Genomic DNA, 18,374 nt, shown 5'->3' on the forward strand with positions numbered 1-18,374 from the left:
AAAAGCTGTGGATAACGTTGTGGGGCCGCGCTAGATGTCCAGGAAGCGCACGTCCTTCGCGTTCCGCTGGATGAACGAGCGACGCGCCTCCACGTCCTCCCCCATCAGGACGCTGAAAAGCTCGTCCGCCGTTGCGGCATCATCCAGGGTCACCTGACGCAGCGTACGGGTGGCCGGGTTCATCGTGGTGTCCCACAGCTCCGGGTAGTTCATCTCGCCGAGACCCTTGAACCGCTGGATGTCATCCGGCTTGGCGTTGGGCTTCTTCTCCTGGCGGAGCCGGATCAACCCGTCGCGTTCGCGGTCCGAGTACGCATACTGCGCGTCATCGCCCTTCTTGTTCCACTTGATCTTGTACAGCGGCGGCGCGGCGAGGTAGACGTGGCCCAGCTCGACCAGCGGCCGCATGAAGCGGAAGAGCAGCGTCAGCAGCAGCGTCTGGATGTGCTGGCCGTCGACGTCGGCGTCGGCCATCAGAATGATCTTGTGGTAACGCAGCTTCTCGATATCGAAGTCCTCGTGCACGCCGGTGCCCAGTGCGGTGATCAGGGCCTGGACCTCGTTGTTCTTGAGCACCCGGTCGATCCGGGCCTTCTCGACATTGAGGATCTTGCCGCGGATCGGAAGGATCGCCTGGGTGCGCGGGTCACGGCCCTGCTTGGCCGAGCCACCCGCCGAGTCGCCCTCGACGATGAACACCTCCGACTCGCGCGGGTCGGTCGACTGGCAGTCGGCCAGCTTGCCGGGCATCGAGCCGGACTCCAGCAGCGACTTGCGCCGGGCCAGCTTGCGGGCCTGCGCCGCCGCGATCCGGGCGCGAGCGGCGGCGGTCGCCTTCAAGATGATCATCTTGGCCTCGGCGGGATTGCGCTCCAGCCAGTCGGTCAGCCACTCGTTGCAGACCTTCTGCACGAAGCTCTTCACCGGAGTGTTGCCGAGCTTGGTCTTGGTCTGGCCCTCGAACTGGGGGTTGGCCAGCTTCACCGAGATGATCGCGGCGAGCCCTTCGCGAATGTCCTCGCCGGAAAGCTTCTCGTCGCCCTTGAGGAGCTTCTTGTCCGCACCGTACTTGTTGACCACGGTGGTCAGGGCCGCCCGGAAGCCTTCCTCGTGGGTGCCGCCCTCGTGCGTGTTGATCGTGTTGGCGAAGGTGTAGACCGACTCGCCGTACGACTCGTTCCACTGCATCGCGATCTCGACCGACATGCCGTCGTCCTCGGCGCCGAACTCGATGACCGTCTTGTGGATCGCGCTCTTGGTGTTGTTGAGGTGCCGCACGAAGTCGGCGATGCCGCCCTTGTAGAGGAAGGTCACCTCGCGCGGCTTGCCGTCCTCCTCGATCGTGCGCTCGTCACGCAGGTGGATGGTGAGCCCACGGTTGAGGAACGCCATCTCCTGAAGCCGGCGGTAGATCGTCTCGAACATGAACTCGGTGGTCTCGAAGACCTTCGGGTCCGGCCAGAACGCCACCGAGGAGCCGGTGCGGTTGGTCGTCTCGCCCTTCGCCAGCGGGGTCGGCTTGGAGTCGTGGTACTGCTGGCGGTAGGTGAAGCCGTCCTTCCAGATCTCCAGCTCCATCCGCGCCGACAGCGCGTTGACGACCGAGACGCCAACGCCGTGCAGGCCACCGGAAACCTGGTATGCCTTGCCGTCGAACTTGCCGCCGGCGTGCAGGACGGTCAGCGCCACCTCGACGCCGGGCTTCTTCAGCTTGGGGTGCAGGTCGACGGGAAAGCCGCGGCCGTTGTCGACCACGCGGACCCCGCCGTCGGCGAGGAGGACCACGTCGATGGTGTCGCAGTAGCCGGCCAGCGCCTCGTCGACCGCGTTGTCGACGACCTCCCAGACCAGGTGGTGCAGGCCCCGTTCACCGGTGGATCCGATGTACATACCGGGGCGCTTGCGGACCGCCTCCAAGCCCTCAAGGACGGTAATCGACTCGGCGCCGTATTCCTGCTTCTTCTGCGCTGCCACCCTCGGCCACTTTCTCGCACTGCCCAGCGCTGGTCGGCGCGGGGGCGCGGGGTATGGCGGGCTGTCACGGCGGCAGGGGCGCGCGCCACCGCAACGTATGCTGTGGCGGGCGCTCCAGTCACCGCGGTCGCCCGCGGATCACGTTCACTCCGAGCGCCGGATGCACCGGCGTCTTCGTCGCCTCCAATCTTACTGTGCGGAGGCCGGAAACCGGGTACACGGCACCCCATGCGGGCACCTGAGACCTTCATAGCGGGCCGAATGGCGCCGGTCGCGACTCCCCCCACACGCGGGGCGCCCCGACGCGGAAGACCGCCCAGCGGGACCGAAACTACGGGAGTGCCCACTCGGGGGTCGCGCAAAGGGCACACCGTGTCGTAATTTTGCCCGGCGCCGTTTGAACCACCGGGCGCCTTTTGCACATAGCAGGCGCACGGTCACGCTGCGCTACAGGAGAGGGTGACCCCACGATGGGGCTGGACAACGTCGCCGTGAAATGGCCGCGTACCGGCCGCTTTTACGACCCCGTGGCCCCCGCCGAGTTCGTCGACTTCGCCGAGCTCGCGGACGATCCGCAGGTCTCTGCGCCGACCGCGGCGCTCGCCGGCCACATCGCGAAGACCGGCACGGTGCGCGCCACGGCGTACACGGAGCTGGTCGACCTGCTCCTCGGCCTGGATGGTGTGCTGTACGCCACAGAGGCCGCGGCTGAAGACGAAGACCCAGTGATCGACCCGGACGGCTGCGCCTGGATCGCCGGCGGCCTGGAGCGGTTCGTGGAAAGCCATCGGGAGCACGGCGAGGCGGTCACGTTCGACACGGTGGGCGCGGTGCTGCGCGCGGCCCTCGCCGGCGGCCGCCTGGCCGACCAGCAGCTGCGCTGGCTCGACAACCGCCTCGACGGGCTGCGCGACGAGTCCGGGGGCGCGCCGCAGTGGAGCTTCTCCCGCTCGGAGCTGGGCGTGCTGTCCCGCTTCTACCGCCGGTGCGCCGACCGCGGCTTCGCCGTCTACGCCGACTTCTGACAGCCGATCCTCTTCTCCGGCCTCGTCCGGACGGCCCATCATCACGCTGAGCTACGTGAAGTCGCTCACCGGACCGGGCTAAATCCGCCTTGAAGTAGCCAGACTTGCCCGCGCCACCAGCCGGTGGTGACGGAGAGTCACGGCAGGAGCACAGCACTTCATGGGCACGACGTTCGCCGCCCTGCGACATCGGGACTACCGGATCTGGGCGGGTGCGGGGTTCGTCTCGGTCGCGGGCACGTGGATGCAGGTGCTGGGCGTCAACTGGTACGTCCTGGAACAGACCGGATCCGCCGCCCGGATGGGGTTCGCGGTGCTGCTCCAGGCGCTGCCCGTGCTTCTGCTCGCCTCCTGGGGCGGCGCGCTTGCCGACCGGTTGCCGGCCCGCCCGCTGCTGCTCTCCACCCAGCTCGCGCACGCCGCGCTCGCGGCGGCTCTCGCGGTGATCGCCACGACGTCCGCCGGTGGCCTTCCCGCGGTGTACGCGATCTCGCTCCTCGGCGGCGTGGTCTCGGCCGTGGAGGGACCGGCGATGGGCCGGTTCGGTGCACAGCTCGTGCACCGCGACACCCTCGGCAACGCGCTGGCGCTCGGCTCGCTGACCAACTCGGCCGGCCGCATCCTCGGCATGAGCGCCGGGGGCGCGATGGTGGCCGCCGCCGGACCCGCCCCGCTGTTCGCGGTCAACGCGGTGAGCTTCGTCGCGGTCGTCGGTGCCCTCCTGGCCGTGCGCCCGGCCCACGCGGCCGCGCCGGAACCAGCCCAGGACGGCGGCGTGCGCGCCGGCTTCGCGTACCTGATCCGCCAACCTGTCGTACTCGTTGCGCTCGCGCTGGCGTTCGTGCTCGGCAGCCTCGGTCGCAACTACCAGATCACGATGGCCGCGATGAGCGGCGGGCCGCTCGGCGGCGGCGCCGGCGGCTACGGCGCACTCTCCACCGTCTTCGCGGTCGGCACGGTGGTCGGCGGCTTCGCCGCGGCCCGGCGGCCGTCGCTGGGCTACCGCACGCTGGTCGGCGCCGGCCTGCTCGCCAGCGCGCTGCAATTGGGCGCGGGGCTGATGCCCGGCGTGTGGAGCTTTGCCGCGCTGATCCTGCCGATCGCGGCGGCCGCGGTCCTGATCGACACGACGGTCTCCGCCCGGGTACAGCTCGACACCCGGGAGGAGATGCGCGGTCGGGTGCTGGCCGCACTGACGATTACGGGGTCGGTGGCCGGCGCGGTCGGCGCCCCCCTGCTCGGCTGGCTGGCCGAGCACGTCGGCCCGCGGCAGACCCTCGTGCTGGCCGGCGCGGTCGCCGCGATCGCGTCCGCCGCGACCGGTGTGGCGCTGGCCCGCTTATACGGCCGGCCGGTGCGCCCGGTCGAGGTGCGGATAACGCTGCGCGAGTCGGTCGGCCTGAACGCCGCGCGGCTGCGCGCGAACGCGGCACTCAGCCGTATGTGTCCCGCGGGCCACGGCCCCGCACCCGCCTGGCGCCGCGTGACCAGGACGGCGCGGCCGGTCCGTGAATGTGCAGCTTGCGCACCACGTTATGGCCGACTTCGGCGGCGATCCGCCGGAGCAAGGACGCGGCCAGCAGCCGCAGCTGGGTCGCCCACGCGGTAGATTCCGCCTCCACGGTCAGCTCGCCGTCGTCGAGCTTGATCGGGCGGCTGTGCTTGGCGATGTCTGGACCGACCACGCGCTCCCAGGCCCCGAAGACCGTGGCCTCCGCCGCCGGCCGCTGCCACCCCCGTGCCTTGACAAGCTTGGCGAGCACGTCGCCGAACACCTGCGGGTCGCGGGGGTCGGGCCCCGGTCCGGAATATCCCCGCGCGCGCCGGCCGCCGACCACCGGTCGCCCGTCGTCCCCATTGGACGGAGTACGCCGGCGGGGTGCGGCCGCCTGCCGGCGCGCTTTTGCCGCGTCGAGAACGGCACGGGCCAACTCCGGTCCGGCCTTCGGGCTTTCGGGCTCATCCGACACGGTGCACCCGTCCTTCCGCCACCTCGTAGCGTGACCCGCGGAGAACCGCCGGCACGTCCTCGGCAACCGCGCACGTTACCAGCAGCTGGCTCGCGCCACCGACAAGTTCGGCCAGGCGGGCGCGGCGGCCGGCGTCGAGCTCGGCGAAGACGTCGTCGAGCACGAGTACGGGCTCGATGCCCTCGGTGCGCAGCAGGTCGTACGCGGCGAGCCGGAGCGCCAGCGCGTACGACCAGCACTCGCCGTGGCTCGCGTAGCCCTTGGCGGGCAGGTCGCCGAGCGTAAGCGTGAGGTCGTCGCGGTGCGGGCCGACCAGCGTGACGCCACGCTCCACTTCGGACGATCGCGACTCGACGAGCGCGGCGGCCAGCGCGGCCTGGAGCGCCTCACGGTCGGGCGGGTCGACCGGCACGGTGGCCTTGTACGCGATCGACGCGCTGCCCTTGCCGGCCGCCACCGCGTCGTACGCCTTCGTCACGTGCGGGGCAAGCGCGGCGACCAGCTCCAGGCGGCCGGCCAGCAGCTCGGCGCCGTGGTGGGCCAGGTGTGCGTCCCAAACGTCGAGTGTGGACAGATCGCCGCCCCGGCTGCCGCCGGTCTTGCGGGCCAGGTACGCCGTGCGGAGCAACGCGTTGCGCTGCTTGATCACCCGGTCGTAGTCGGCGCGCACGCCCGCGTACCGCGGCTGCCGCGCGACGAGCAGGTCGTCGAGGTAGCGGCGGCGCTCGCCCGGGTCGCCGCGGATCAGCTCGAGGTCTTCCGGCGCGAAGAGGACGAGCCGCAGCGCGCCGAGCACGTCGCGCGCCCGCCGCACCGGCGAGCGGCCGAGCCGGGCCCTATTGGCCTTGCCCGGCACGAGCTCCAGCTCGACCAGCAGCTCGCGTCCATCGTGGACGATCATGCAGCGGATCACCGCTGCCGCCGCGCCGGCCCGGACCAGCGGAGCGTCGGTGGCCACGCGGTGGCTGCCCAGCGTGGCGACGTAGCCGAGCGCCTCGATCAGGTTGGTCTTGCCGACGCCGTTGTGGCCGACCAGCACCGACCCGCCCGGCTCGAGATCGACCTCCACCCGCTCGTACGAGCGGAAGTCGACAAGCTCGAGCCGTTTGACGTACATCGGGCGGCTACGGCCGCTTGCGGACCGCGTGCCCGCCGAACTGCTGGCGCAGCGCGGCGACCGCCTTCATGGCCGGCGAGTCGTCCTGCCGGGACACGAAACGGGCGAACAGGGACGCGGCGATCACGTTCATCGGGACGGCCAGCCGGATCGCCTCCTCGACGGTCCAGCGCCCCTCGCCGGTGTCCTCCGTGTAGCCGCTCAGGTTGGCCAGATCCGGATCCTCGTCGAGCGCCCGGTCGAGCAGGTCGAGCAGCCACGACTCGACGACCGAGCCGTCCCGCCAGGACTTGATGACGCCGGGCACGTCGGTGACGAGCTCGGATGCGGTGAGCAGCTCGTAGCCCTCCGCGTACGCGTGCATCAGGCCGTACTCGATGCCGTTGTGGACCATCTTGGCGTAGTGGCCGGCGCCGACCGGGCCGGCGTGCACGAAGCCGAACTGGCCCTGCGGCTTGAGCGCCTCGAAGACCGGCTCCAGCCGCGACACGTGCTCGGGGTCGCCACCGACCATCAGCGCGTACCCGTTTTCCAGGCCCCAGACGCCGCCGGAGACGCCGACGTCCATGTAGCCGATGCCCTGCCGCCCCAGCCGCTCGGCGCGTGGCGCGTCGTCGCTGAAGCGGGAGTTGCCGCCGTCGATGATGAGGTCGCCCTCGGCGAGGAGGGTGGCCAGCTCCTCGATCGCCGCGTCGGTCACCGCGGCCGGCACCATCACCCACACGGCACGCGGCGGCGCCAGCCGCTCGACCAGCTCGGCCAGGCTGGCGACGTCGGACACGTCCGGGTTGCGGTCGTATCCGATGACCTCGTGGCCGGCAGTGCGCAGCCGCCCACGCATGTTGCCGCCCATCCGGCCAAGGCCCACAAGCCCTAGCTGCATGACTCTGATCCCCCCTGTTTGTCCCGGCTAGTTGTGCCTGCTGTCGCGCCGGATAGCCCGATCAGCGGGTTACCCGGATTGGCATGATCAGATAGCGGTAGCCAGGGACGATCTCACCATCCTCGCCCGCCGGCGAGATCACGGCCGGCTTGAAGGCGTCGACGAACGACAGCATCGCGGTGGGGGAACCGAGCGCGGCGAGGCCGTCGAGCAGGTACTGCGGGTTGAAGCCGATGGTCAGCGGCTCGCCGGTGAAGGCGGCCTCCATCGCCTCGCTGGCCCGCGCCTCCTCGGTGCCGCCGGCCTCGACCACCAGCCCTTCGTCGCTGAAGCTCAACAGGACCGGCGTCGTGCGGTCGGCGACGAGGGCGACGCGGCGGACCACCTCGTTGAGGGCGGCGACCGACACACGGGCCTCGGCGTTGTGCGAGGCCGGGAAGAGTGAACGCACCGGCGGGTAGTTGGCACCGTCGAGCAGGCGGCTGGTGGTGCGCCGCGCGCCACCCACAAAACCGATCATGCCCTCGCCGGCGCCGCCGTGGGCGAGCGCCATCGTCACGTCGCCGCCGAGCGGGCCGAGCGTCTTGGCGGTATCGGCGAGAGTGCGGGCGGGCACGAGCGCGTTCATGCTCAGGTCGGGGTTTTCCGGGCGCCACTGCATCTCGCGCATCGCGAGGCGGTAGCGGTCGGTGGCGAGCATCGCCAGCGAGCTGCCATTGAGCTCGATGCGGACGCCGGTCATCATCGGCAGCGTCTCGTCGCGGCCGGCGGCGATCGCGACCTGGGCCACCGCGGAGGCGAACTCGGCCGCGTCGACCGTGCCGGCGCTGTCGGGCATCTCGGGCAAGGTCGGGTAGTCCTCGACGGGCATGGTGGGCAGCGTGAAGCGGGCGCTGCCGCAGACAAGCTCCAGGTGCGCACCGACGGCCGCGATGTCGACCGGCTTGGCGGGCAGCGCCTTGGTGATCTCGGCGAGCAGGCGGCCGGACACGAGGGCCGCGCCGTCGGCGTCACCTTGCACGTCGACGCTCACCTGACTGGAGACCTCATAGTCGAAGCCGGACACGTTGAGCTGCCCCTCGGTCACCCGCATCATCACTCCGGCGAGCACCGGCACCGAAGGCCGGTTGGGCAGGCTCTTCGCCGTCCACGCCACGGCGTCGGCGAGCGCGTCGCGCTCAACTCGGAACTTCATGCCTGTGCCTCCGCGTCGACTCGGTGGTGTGGCGGTCCGGGCCGTGAGCGCCGGCGCAGAACCGCCCTACCGACCATAGGGCTCCCCGGCCGGCGGCGTACGCCCACCCCCGGTGGTTTGCCCGATCAGATACCTAGGTTGGCCCGGCGGGAGCCGGTCCACAGAACGCACAACGCCGGTGATTGATTTTTGTTGTCTTAGAAGGATCAAGTTCATCGTCTTCATAGGGCCTGTGTGAACTGTGGAGGACGGGCGTCTCCCCTGGCCAGGCCGTTATCCACCGGTGGTTTGGCTGTGGAGAAGCAGGGTAGGAAGCGGGCCGTCCCTCCACAGGTTGGCGATCGAGCAATGGTTGTCCACCTCTGTCCACCGGTCATCCACCGGCTATCCCCCGGGTTTCTCCCCAGGTCTGTGGAGAGCGTGGTGGAGGTCCCCCACGACTTTTCCCCAGAACCTTCAACACCTCGTACACACCTGCGCCATCGGTCGTGGACAGTCTTGTTACCCGCCGTACACGTCCACAGCGGTTTCCCCAGGAGTTGTCCACAGGTTGTGGGTAACCCTTCGCAAGAACACAAGGTGTTGTCCACCGACAGTGGACACAGCGTGTGGACGCGTGTGGACGGATGTGGAAAGCAGACTTTCGGCCAGGATCTGCGGGCACGCCTGTGTGTTCCCGGACCGTCGGGGCGACGGCTCGCTGGTCCGGGGCGGGCTGTCAGGAGTTCTGCTTGATCCGGTTGGTCAGCTCGGCGATCTGGTTGTACAGCGAGCGGCGCTCGGCCATCTGCTGACGGATCTTCCGGTCGGCGTGCATCACGGTGGTGTGGTCGCGGCCGCCGAAAGCCTGCCCGATGCGGGGCAGTGACAGGTCGGTGAGCTCGCGGCACAGGTACATGGCAACCTGGCGGGCGTTGACGAGCACCCGCGAGCGCGAGTGGCCGCGCAGGTCTTCGAGGCTCACGCCGAAGTAGTCGGCCGTCGACACCATGATCTGGTCAGCGGTGATCTCGGGCCCCGAGCCGTCCGGGATGAAGTCGCGCAGCACCTCTTCGGCCAGCGACAGCTCGACCGCCGAGCGGGTCAGCGACGCGAACGCGGTCACCCGGATGAGCGCGCCCTCGAGCTCGCGGATCGAGTTGGCGATCCGCGAGGCGATGAACTCCAGCACGTCCGGCGGCGCGAACAGCCGCTCCTGTGCGGCCTTCTTCTGGAGGATCGCGATGCGGGTCTCCAGGTCGGGCGGCTGGATGTCGGCGAGCAGGCCCCACTCGAACCGGGTACGCAGCCGGTCTTCGAGCGTCGCGAGCTGCTTCGGCGAGCGGTCCGAGGTGATGACGATCTGCTTGTTCGCGTTGTGGAGCGTGTTGAACGTATGGAAGAACTCCTCCTGCGTCCGCTCCCGGTTTTCCAGGAACTGGATGTCGTCGATCAGGAGGATGTCGACGTCGCGGTAGCGCCGCTGGAAGGCGCTCGTCTTGTCGTCGCGCAGCGAGTTGATGAAGTCGTTGGTGAACTCTTCGGTCGAGACGTACCGCACGGAGCGGGCGTTGCCGAGCGTGGTGGCGTAGTGGCCGATCGCGTGCAGCAGGTGGGTCTTGCCCAGCCCGGAGCTGCCGTAGATGAACAGCGGGTTGTACGCCTTGGCCGGCGACTCCGCGACCGCGACCGCCGCCGCGTGGGCGAAGCGGTTGGACGAGCCGATGACGAACGTCTCGAACATGTACTTGGGGTTGAGGCGGTTGCCGCCCGACTCGGTACCTCCACCGGGCCGGCGGTCGTCGCGGGCGGGACCGCCCGGACGGTGATCGCGCCCCGCGGTGCCCCGGTCGGACATGGCCGCCGCGCGGCCGGGACCGCTGTCGGGCCCGGAGTCATGGCGCAGGTCTCGGGTAGTCGGCTCGTCCCGGCGAGTGAGGTCCGGATGGTGCATGTCGTCCCGGTAGTCGGGGACGGCCTCGGCGTGCACGGGCAGCCGGTCGGTGTCGCCGAGCGACTCGGTCGCCTGGCGCGGCGCGGAGAAGAGCGCGCCCTGCCCCTGCTCTGGGTCGCGGGCCATGGGCACGGACGCGGAACCGGTCGCCGGCGCGGCCGCGGGCGACATCGGGTGCTGTGCCGAGCCGGTCGGCTCCTCCTCCACGAAGGCGCCCTCGAACCCGTCGTCGCCGGCGTCGAGGTCGGCCGGGCTGCCGTAGATGGTGCCGGCCGGGCGGCCCTGCCCGTCTTCCGGCGGCCGGATCGTCACGGCCACCTGGATCGGCCGGCCGAGCCGGCGGGAGAGCGCGTCGGTGATCGCCGGGCGCAGGCGCGACTCGATGACGTCGCGGGTGAACGCGTCCGGCACGGACAGCAGCGCGATGTCCTCGACGATGGCACCAAGGCGGGTCAACCGGAGGTACGCGCGCTGCTGCGCCGAGACGATCTCGTCAGCCAGCTCCTCGGTCGCCGCCATCCAGACGACGGCCAGATCATTCTCGGCCACCCCTCGCGCCACCCCCTTCGCCCTCCGAGCGCCCCGGGCTGCCCCCGTTGCCGCCAGTCGTCCACAAGTTATCCACAGCCTGTGTACCGACCGATTGTGGTTTCCAGCCTGACGCTCCAGCGGAGCTCGCTCGGCCTGCGACGACGCTGGAAGCGGTACACCGTGCCGAACGACTGACTGCCTCGTCCGGTTTTGCACCGATTTGTAGCGGCAGTGACCCCCTGTCGCGGACCGGCAATCGGGCACGCTAACAGCGTTGTCCACAACCCTTCAACCGCTGTCCACACCGGTTCGTTGTCGGTGGCCGCGAAACCGCGCATTGAGGCCACTGCCCACGGTGATGCGGGAAGCACACGCCGTTCCGAAAGCCCTCCTCGATGCCTCCCCGGACCCGACCGTTTGACGGTGATTGCCGGTCTGCGTAAGCTTGAGCGGCTGCTCCGTGGCCTGACGGAGCGCCTCGTGCTGAGCAAAATGCACCCGGTAGTGAAGACGGAGATTAGACGTGAGCAAGCGCACCTACCAGCCGAACAACCGCCGGCGTGCCAAGACCCACGGTTTCCGGCTGCGCATGCGCACCCGTGCCGGCCGTGCCATCCTCTCCGCCCGTCGCTCGAAGGGGCGCACCCGCCTGTCGGCCTGAGCCCGGCGGGCAGGTCGAAGGTGAGGCAGTCGTGCTGGCCGCGGCGCAGCGACTGCGGCGCAGCAGCGACTTCGCCGCAGCGGTACGCGGCGGCCGTCGTGCCGGCCGCGGGTCCGTGGTCGTCCACCTGACCGTCCCACAGCAGACCGAGCTTTCCGAGCCGGCGCCCACCGACGATTCTTCGGTGCGCGCCGGCTTCGTCGTGTCCAAGGCCGTCGGCGGGGCGGTGACGCGCAACACGGTGCGCCGCCGGCTTCGCCACCTCGTCCGCGAGCGCCTGGCCACCCTGCCACCGGGGAGCGTCCTGGTCGTGCGTGCCCAGCCCGGTGCGGCCACCGCGCCCTACGAGAGGCTCGGCGCCGACCTGGACGCCGCACTCGCCGCCGCCCGCAGGCCGGGCCGAGACCGCCCGGGTGGCAGAGGGGCGCGGCGGTGAGTGACGAGCGGCACGGCCAGCCGGCTCCACGCCCCCGGCTCGGGATAGCGGCCCGGGTGCTGAGCGCACTGGTCATCGCGTACCGTCGTTGGATAAGCGCGGCATTGCCGGCGCGCTGCCGGTTCTACCCGTCATGTAGTGCGTACGCCCTCGAGGCCATCGCCACACACGGCGCCTTGCGGGGGACCGGCCTCGCGACCTGGCGGTTGTTGCGCTGCCACCCGTTCCACCCCGGCGGGTACGATCCCGTGCCCCCACCCAAGAGCCACCGTCGTGCTGATGTGACTGGAGCCCCGAATTGAGTCTCGACTGGATCTACTGGGCGATCTCGTGGATCCTGCTGCGCTGGCATTCGCTGTGGGAAACGATCGGCATCCCGGATGGCACCGTCTTGGGCACCAACTGGGCCTGGATTCTCGCCATCTTCTTCCTGGTGGTCACCCTCCGGGTGATCCTCTTCCCGGTCTTCGTCAAGCAGATCAAGTCGCAGCGCGCGATGCAGGCGTTGCAGCCGCAGGTCAAGGCCCTCCAGGAAAAGCACAAGGGTGACCGGGAGACGCTCCAGAAAGAAATGATGGAGCTCTACCGGAAGGAGAAGGCCAATCCGCTCATGGGCTGCCTGCCCATGTTCCTTCAGATTCCGGTCTTCCTCGGCCTCTTCCACGTGCTCCGTCGGCTCGACCCGTTCCAGACGATCAACACGACGATCTACGGGTGGAGCCAGGCGCAGTGGGATAGCGCCGTGCACGCGAAGCTCTTTACCGCGCCGATCGCCGCCTCGTTCCGTTCCTCGTCGTCCGAGCTGCAAGGCCTCGGCGCCGACGGCACGACGGTAAAGATCATCGCGGGCATCCTGGTCGCGATCATGATCGCGACGACCTACCTCACCAGCCGCCAGATGATCCTGAAGACCGGCTGGGCCGAAGACCCGCAGCAGCGCATGATCCAGCGCCTCATGCTCTACGGCATCCCGGCCTCGCTGCTCATCTCCGGCGGCATCTTCCCGATCGGCGTGATCATCTACTGGGTGACCAACAACCTGTTCACGCTCGGCCAGCAGCAGTGGGTGCTCCGCAAGTACCCGCCGCCGGTGATCAACAACAAGAGCGGCAAGGCGGTGCCCGGTCCGGGCGCCCGCAAGGCGGCCCCGGCGAAGCAGCAGGACAAGCCGGCGAGCCGGTTCAGCCGTTCCAAGAACAACGGCGCGGTGCAAGACACCAAGCCGGCGGTCGACGGCAAGGCCCTCGCACCGCGGCCCGGCGCCAAGCCGGTGAATCCGAAGAAGCGCAAGCCCGCCAAGCGCCAGGGTTGACGCGACCGGTGCCCGCCGGCTGGCCGGCGGGCACCGCGGCGCTCCCCCGGCGACCGCGAATGGCGGCCCAAACAACAGACGTGCCCGTGGACGCAGGCAAGCACTCGCCCGCCCCGGGAAACCAGCGGACCGGAGACGGTCCAGCCGAGCGAGTACGGAGATGAGACCGGTGACCGACACCAGCGTTCCCCAGACCGACCAGTCCCTCGACGACGAGTTGGACGCCCAGCCGGATGCGGTGGAGGACGGCGAGGACGAAGACGTCAAGGAGGCGGACGCCGCCCCCAGCGACACGGATCTCTTCCGGCAGAGCGAGATCGCCGCGGACTACGTGGAGGGCCTGCTGGACATCCTCGACTACGACGGCGACATCGACGAGCTGGTCTCCGCCGGCCGGCCGGTCGTCGAGGTGGTCGGCGGGCGTCTCCAGCCGCTGGTCGGCCAGCGCGGCGCCACGCTGGAGGCGCTCCAGGAGCTGACCCGCCTGGCCGTGTTCCGGCAGACCGGCACGCCCAGCCGGCTGCTGCTCGACGTCGGGGGCTACCGGGCCAACAGGCGCAAGGAGCTCGCCGCCGTCGCCAAGAACGCCGTGGAGAAGGTGAAGGAGTACGGCGAGCCGGTGCGCCTGGAGGCGATGTCCGCGTTCGAGCGCAAGTGCGTACACGACGTGGTCAACGCGCTCGCCGGCGTGGAGAGCGAGTCGGAGGGTGTCGAGCCCAACCGGCGCATCGTCGTGCGTCCGGTCACCGACTAGCCACGTGCCCAGCGACGTCTCTTCCGGCCCGGGTGGTTCGCCACCCGGGCCGTTGCCTGTGCCCGCCGGCGCGCTGTTCGGTGACCGGCTCGACCGTGCCGTGGCGTACGCGGAGCTGCTCGCGACCGAAGGGGTCGTGCGCGGCCTCATCGGTCCGCGCGAGGCGCCGCGCATCTGGGATCGCCACCTGCTCAACTGCGCGGTAGTTGCCGAACTGATCCCGGAGGGGGCTTCTGTCGTAGACGTGGGGTCCGGTGCCGGTTTGCCCGGTATCGTGCTTGCTGTGGCACGGCCTGACCTCACGGTCACCCTGGTCGAGCCACTGGCACGACGGACCGCCTTCCTGGCGGAGGTGGTGACGGAGCTCGACCTCGACCGGACCGTGGAGGTGGTCCGGGCGCGGGCCGAGGAGGTCGCCGGGAGGAGTCCCGCTGACATCGTCACCGCTCGGGCGGTCGCGCCACTCGACCGGCTCGCTGGCTGGTGTCTACCCCTCGCCGCCATCGGTGGGCGGCTGCTCGCGCTCAAGGGCGCCTCGGCCGCCGACGAGGTGGCGGCACACCGTGACGCGATCGGTCGGCTGGGCGGTGCCACGCCGGTCGTACGGCGATGCGGGGTCGGTCTCATCGACCCGCCGACGACCGTCGTGGAGATCGTCCGGGAGCGCGCCGTCGGGCCGGCACGGTCAAAGGCATCGCGGGGGGCGAGCCGCCGGTCTACATCGGACGGTGGCACCGCGCGCGGGGGTAGAGCGCGGAGGGGTTAGATGGTTGGGCGGCCACGAACTGTTGGTATCGGATGGCCGCCGGACGCGGTACCAAGATATGGCGGTGTACTGCGGCGTGTATGCGGCTTTCTCCTGTATGTCGTACCGCCGCGGGGTGCCAGTCGGGCTCATGTGTCGGACACCAATGGCCTCTCGCGCCCATCGGCCGTAGGCTGGCCGCGCGTCGATAGTGTGGAACCGGCGGCGGCTCCTGTGCGGCAGCGTCCCCCGCTGCCCGTCGGGCCGCACGCGTCGCCGGGGCATCCGGGCGCGAGTGCTGTTATGGCCGACCCATCCGAAGTGGACAGGGATGACACGGTGCAGGACAACGGTAGGTACGACGATTCGGGGTTGAGCCACCCCGGCGGCTATCGCGCGGGCGGTGCCGCTGTTTCACGTGGAACCGACTACGAGGGCTGGTCCGTCGGCCGCGCCGTTCCCGGGCAAGGGAGCGATCCGCACGCCGTGCCACAGCCGCGGGCCGGCAGCGGATACGACCGCCCCGCCCGCCCTGACGGCGAGCCGGGTCCGGCCACCGGGAGGTCAGCAGTGCCAGAGCGTACGCCTCAGCCGCCGACGGGCTACCCGACCGGCGCACCCGACGATCCGCATCGCCGTCCCAACCCGGCGCCTAGGCCGCAGCCGCCCGCGCCGTCGTCGGCTCCTCCGGCGGTCTCCCCCGCCAGCGCTCCCGCGCCGGCTCGGGCCACGGCGTCGGTAAAGCCTGTCTCAGGCGCCGCGCCGTCACCCTCTCCAGCGCCACCTTCCGACACGCCCGCGCCGGCAGCAGGGCCTTATGGGGAGGAAGGAGGGGTTGACGCGTACGTTTCACGTGAAACCCCGTCGCGTGAAGAGGATGATCCACCGTTGGCTATGGAGGCAATGCGCGCAGTTCAGATCCTGAACCCGAGTGGCGAGGTCACCATGCCTCGCCCCGCCCGGTCGAGGATCATGTGCGTGGCAAACCAGAAGGGCGGCGTCGGTAAGACCACGACCACCGTAAACCTGGCCGTGGCGCTCGCCCTCCACGGCAACCGGGTGCTGGTGGTCGACCTCGACCCGCAAGGCAACGCCTCCACTGGGCTCAACGTGCCGCACCACGCCGGCATCCCGGACGTGTACGACTGCTTGATCGACAACGTGCCGCTGGCTGACGTCGCCCAGGCCGTCGAGGGGATCCCGAACCTCTGGTGTGTTCCCGCGACGATCGACCTCGCTGGCGCCGAGATCGAGCTCGTCTCGGTGGTCGCCCGCGAGTCCCGGCTCTCCCGCGCGATCACCGCGCACCCGGAGAAGTTCGACTACGTCTTCATCGACTGCCCGCCCTCGCTGGGGCTGCTGACGGTCAACGCGTTGGTGGCGGCCCAGGAGGTGCTGATCCCGATCCAGTGCGAGTACTACGCGCTGGAGGGCCTCAACCAACTGATCAACAACATCAACCTCGTCAAGCAGCACCTGAACCCGACGCTCGACGTCTCCACGATCCTGCTGACCATGTACGACCGCCGCACCCGCCTGGCCGACGCCGTCGAGCAGGACGTGCGCAACCACTTCGGCGACAAGGTGCTTCAGGCGGTCATCCCCCGCAACGTCCGCGTCTCCGAGGCGCCCAGCTACGGCCAGTCGGTCATGACCTACGATCCCGGTTCGCGGGGCGCCACGAGCTACTTCGAGGCCGCTCAGGAAATCGCGGAGCGCGGGGTCAAACTGGGAGGAGCGGCGTGAGGCAGCCGTTCGTCGATGATCGGGAGAGTGCGGCATGAAGAACCGTCCGCGCGGCGGGCTCGGGCGCGGGCTGGGGGCGCTGATCCCCACCGCGCCCGCACAGCCGTCGGGTGGCGAAGAGGCGGCTGACGCGACGGCGTCGCCCGGTGCTGGAGAGGCTGCCGCCACTGAGAGCGCGCCACCTGCCCACGTGTCGCCGGCCGAGCTGGCCTTCACGCCCGGGGCCACCACGAGCCACCTCGCCCCCGTGCCCGGCGCCCGCTTCGCCGAGATCCCGGTCGGGTCGATCGTGCCCAACCCGAAGCAGCCACGGCACGTCTTCGACGAAGAGGCCATGGAGGAGCTCAAGACCTCGATCCAGGAGGTAGGGCTGCTCCAGCCGATCGTGGTGCGCGAGCTCGACGGCGAGAAGTACGAACTCGTCATGGGCGAGCGCCGCTGGCGTGCCGCCCAGGCGACCGGCCGCGACACGATCCCGGCCATCGTGCGCGACACGCGCGACGACGCGATGCTCCGGGACGCGCTGCTCGAAAATATCCACCGCGCCAACCTCAACCCCTTGGAAGAGGCGGCCGCGTACCAGCAGCTGCTGGAGGAGTTCGGGGCGACGCACGAGGAGCTGGCCAAGCGCATCGGCCGGAGCCGCCCGCAGATCTCGAACACCATCCGGCTCCTCAACCTTCCGGCGCAGGTGCAGCGCCGCGTGGCGGCCGGGGTGCTGTCGGCGGGCCACGCCCGCGCGCTCCTCGGCCTGGAGGACAACGAGGCGCAGGAGGAGCTGGCGCTGCGGATCGTCGCGGAGGGCCTTTCGGTGCGCGCCACCGAAGAGCTCGTCGCGCTGGCCGTCGCCGAGGGCCCGAGCCCCGCGGCCAAGCCGGCCAAGCGCCGCGTCAAGGCACACGCACCCGCACTCAGCGATCTCGCCGAGCGCCTGTCCGACCGCTTCGACACCCGCGTCAAGGTCGACATCGGTCGCAGTAAGGGGAAGATCACGATCGAGTTCGCCACTGTGGACGACCTCGAACGGATCGTGGGCATCATCGGAGTGGAGCGGACGGAGCAGCCACCGGAGTAGCCCGCAGCGCCCCGTCGTCTAGTGGCGGCCGTGAACCCGACTCGGGGGTTCACGGCCGCCGTCGTTTCACGTGAAACGGTCGGGCGTGGGCTGCTCGCTCTGCCGGACGTGGCGGGGTGGGTCGGTGGGCTAGGCGCTGTGGTCGAGGCTCGACCCTTCGTGGCGGTCTCCGGTCGAACGGCGGTCGCCCGCGGGAGGTTTGCTGAGTCCGGGTACCGCGTGCCGGTTGGCTTGGGGCGCCGTCTTGGGCCGTGGCAGGAGCAGCCGAGGACATGGCCCAGCTGTGGGCGGGCCGTGGAGAACGCGCCGCGATCCGCACCCGTTGTCCATCTCGCCGGCGGTTCATCTCCGGGAGCGGCGGGACCACGTCGCGGTGGCGGCTCCCCGACTCCCCGGCGGTGATGGCAGCGCGGCGGTTGCGGTGCCGGCGCCGGCCGCGGTGATGGCGCGCTCCGGTTGTCGTGCGGTATTGGCAGTCCGACGGTGATGCGGCGTGGCAGTCCGAGCGTTAGGGCGACGCCGCCGTAGCGGTGCGGCAGCGGCGCTGTCGCAGTGCCGCCCTGCGGCGGGTGCGCCCGCGGTGTGGCTCCGGCGCTGTGCGGGTGGCGCTTCTGGCGGCGTGTGGACGGCGGCGCTCCGGGTGGTGGCAGAGGAGGCCGATGGCGACTGGCCGAGGCAGCGACGGCGGCCAGACGGGTGGGCCGCACACGGCCTTGGGCGCCACCGTTGCCTTCGGAGCACCGTCTCGCAACCGCTCCCCCGTGTGGCCCGTGGGCACCCAGCCGTCAGCGCCGTCTTCCCGGCGACACCGAGGTGTGGGTTCGGCCGCGGCGGGCTTCTAGGGAAACGGCGCATCTGTGGCCGGCTCCGCGACACCAGTAGCCAACGGCGGCGGCCGTCGGCGCTGACCGCCACGGCCGAGGGCCGGCGCCAGTGTGCCCGAGGCGGAGACGGACTCGTCGGGGGCGTCAGGTCTGCCGGCGATTCCACCGCGCAGGCGAGGTCACCCGCCCCGGG

General features: G+C 70.4%; 15 protein-coding genes and 1 pseudogene. 10 read left to right on the forward strand and 6 right to left on the reverse strand.

All coding sequences use genetic code 11. The features are described from left to right. Nucleotides 1-30 precede the first annotated feature (30 nt). Nucleotides 31-1,974, reverse strand: coding sequence for a DNA topoisomerase (ATP-hydrolyzing) subunit B (gene gyrB / locus AC5L36_RS01290; protein ID WP_441216042.1), 1,944 nt, complete (start codon nucleotides 1,972-1,974; stop codon nucleotides 31-33). A 470-nt stretch (nucleotides 1,975-2,444) separates the two neighbouring features. Here gyrB and AC5L36_RS01295 point away from each other — a divergent pair, with 470 nt between their 5' ends. After that, nucleotides 2,445-2,999, forward strand: coding sequence for a hypothetical protein (locus tag AC5L36_RS01295; protein ID WP_441216041.1), 555 nt, complete (start codon nucleotides 2,445-2,447; stop codon nucleotides 2,997-2,999). A gap of 160 nt (nucleotides 3,000-3,159) precedes the next feature. Further along, nucleotides 3,160-4,257 (forward strand): annotated as a pseudogene (locus AC5L36_RS01300) (MFS transporter); the annotation flags it as partial. A gap of 175 nt (nucleotides 4,258-4,432) precedes the next feature. Here AC5L36_RS01300 and AC5L36_RS01305 read toward each other — a convergent pair. The 5 genes from AC5L36_RS01305 to dnaA form a co-directional block, all read right to left on the reverse strand. Next, nucleotides 4,433-4,969 carry a DciA family protein gene (locus AC5L36_RS01305; RefSeq protein WP_441216040.1) on the reverse strand — a complete coding sequence of 179 codons (537 nt, stop codon included), beginning with the start codon at nucleotides 4,967-4,969 and terminating at the stop codon, nucleotides 4,433-4,435. Further along, nucleotides 4,959-6,086: a DNA replication/repair protein RecF gene (recF, locus tag AC5L36_RS01310; protein ID WP_441216039.1), complete on the reverse strand. Its 1,128-nt coding sequence runs from the start codon at nucleotides 6,084-6,086 to the stop codon at nucleotides 4,959-4,961. The genes AC5L36_RS01305 and recF overlap by 11 nt, the downstream gene beginning before the upstream one ends. A gap of 7 nt (nucleotides 6,087-6,093) precedes the next feature. Next, on the reverse strand, nucleotides 6,094-6,969 hold the full coding sequence (gene gnd, locus AC5L36_RS01315; RefSeq protein ID WP_441216038.1) for a phosphogluconate dehydrogenase (NAD(+)-dependent, decarboxylating): 876 nt from the start codon (nucleotides 6,967-6,969) through the stop codon (nucleotides 6,094-6,096). Between the two features lie 61 nt (nucleotides 6,970-7,030). Further along, nucleotides 7,031-8,164, reverse strand: a complete 1,134-nt coding sequence (gene dnaN, locus AC5L36_RS01320) for a DNA polymerase III subunit beta (protein WP_441216037.1) — start codon at nucleotides 8,162-8,164, stop codon at nucleotides 7,031-7,033. A 718-nt stretch (nucleotides 8,165-8,882) separates the two neighbouring features. Beyond that, nucleotides 8,883-10,616, reverse strand: coding sequence for a chromosomal replication initiator protein DnaA (dnaA, locus tag AC5L36_RS01325; protein ID WP_441216320.1), 1,734 nt, complete (start codon nucleotides 10,614-10,616; stop codon nucleotides 8,883-8,885). 535 nt (nucleotides 10,617-11,151) lie between these two features. On the opposite strand from dnaA, the gene rpmH reads away from it, so the two are divergent. The 8 genes from rpmH (at nucleotide 11,152) to AC5L36_RS01365 (ending at nucleotide 17,357) form a co-directional block, all read left to right on the forward strand. After that, nucleotides 11,152-11,289: a 50S ribosomal protein L34 gene (rpmH, locus tag AC5L36_RS01330; protein WP_441216036.1), complete on the forward strand. Its 138-nt coding sequence runs from the start codon at nucleotides 11,152-11,154 to the stop codon at nucleotides 11,287-11,289. A gap of 31 nt (nucleotides 11,290-11,320) precedes the next feature. Then, complete coding sequence (rnpA, locus tag AC5L36_RS01335; RefSeq protein WP_441216035.1) at nucleotides 11,321-11,725, forward strand: ribonuclease P protein component; 405 nt, start codon at nucleotides 11,321-11,323, stop codon at nucleotides 11,723-11,725. 44 nt (nucleotides 11,726-11,769) lie between these two features. After that, nucleotides 11,770-12,027 carry a membrane protein insertion efficiency factor YidD gene (yidD, locus tag AC5L36_RS01340; protein WP_441216319.1) on the forward strand — a complete coding sequence of 86 codons (258 nt, stop codon included), beginning with the start codon at nucleotides 11,770-11,772 and terminating at the stop codon, nucleotides 12,025-12,027. After that, the gene (gene yidC / locus AC5L36_RS01345) at nucleotides 12,024-13,037 is read left to right on the forward strand and encodes a membrane protein insertase YidC (RefSeq protein WP_441216034.1); all 1,014 of its coding nucleotides are present in this window, start codon (nucleotides 12,024-12,026) and stop codon (nucleotides 13,035-13,037) included. The genes yidD and yidC overlap by 4 nt, the downstream gene beginning before the upstream one ends. A gap of 169 nt (nucleotides 13,038-13,206) precedes the next feature. Further along, entirely contained in the window at nucleotides 13,207-13,791 is a 585-nt protein-coding gene (locus AC5L36_RS01350) for a Jag family protein (protein WP_441216317.1), read from the forward strand. A 4-nt stretch (nucleotides 13,792-13,795) separates the two neighbouring features. Beyond that, a complete protein-coding gene (gene rsmG / locus AC5L36_RS01355; protein WP_441216033.1) occupies nucleotides 13,796-14,557 on the forward strand; it encodes a 16S rRNA (guanine(527)-N(7))-methyltransferase RsmG in 762 nt (253 codons plus the stop codon). A 282-nt stretch (nucleotides 14,558-14,839) separates the two neighbouring features. After that, entirely contained in the window at nucleotides 14,840-16,282 is a 1,443-nt protein-coding gene (locus AC5L36_RS01360) for a ParA family protein (RefSeq protein WP_441216315.1), read from the forward strand. Nucleotides 16,283-16,316: 34 nt separating this feature from the next. Continuing rightward, the gene (locus tag AC5L36_RS01365) at nucleotides 16,317-17,357 is read left to right on the forward strand and encodes a ParB/RepB/Spo0J family partition protein (protein WP_441216032.1); all 1,041 of its coding nucleotides are present in this window, start codon (nucleotides 16,317-16,319) and stop codon (nucleotides 17,355-17,357) included. Nucleotides 17,358-18,374: the final 1,017 nt, after the last annotated feature.

The sequence above is a fragment of the Phytohabitans sp. LZ39 genome (genome assembly GCF_059359075.1).

Bases quoted from the DNA above. Each gene is read 5' to 3' on its own strand.
- AC5L36_RS01295 (WP_441216041.1), top strand. From the start codon at position 2,445: ATGGGGCTGGACAACGTCGCCGTGAAATGGCCGCGTACCGGCCGCTTT.
- recF (WP_441216039.1), bottom strand. From the start codon at position 6,086: ATGTACGTCAAACGGCTCGAGCTTGTCGACTTCCGCTCGTACGAGCGG.
- gnd (WP_441216038.1), bottom strand. From the start codon at position 6,969: ATGCAGCTAGGGCTTGTGGGCCTTGGCCGGATGGGCGGCAACATGCGT.
- dnaN (WP_441216037.1), bottom strand. From the start codon at position 8,164: ATGAAGTTCCGAGTTGAGCGCGACGCGCTCGCCGACGCCGTGGCGTGG.
- dnaA (WP_441216320.1), bottom strand. From the start codon at position 10,616: ATGGCGGCGACCGAGGAGCTGGCTGACGAGATCGTCTCGGCGCAGCAG.
- AC5L36_RS01360 (WP_441216315.1), top strand. From the start codon at position 14,840: ATGGCCGACCCATCCGAAGTGGACAGGGATGACACGGTGCAGGACAAC.
- AC5L36_RS01365 (WP_441216032.1), top strand. From the start codon at position 16,317: ATGAAGAACCGTCCGCGCGGCGGGCTCGGGCGCGGGCTGGGGGCGCTG.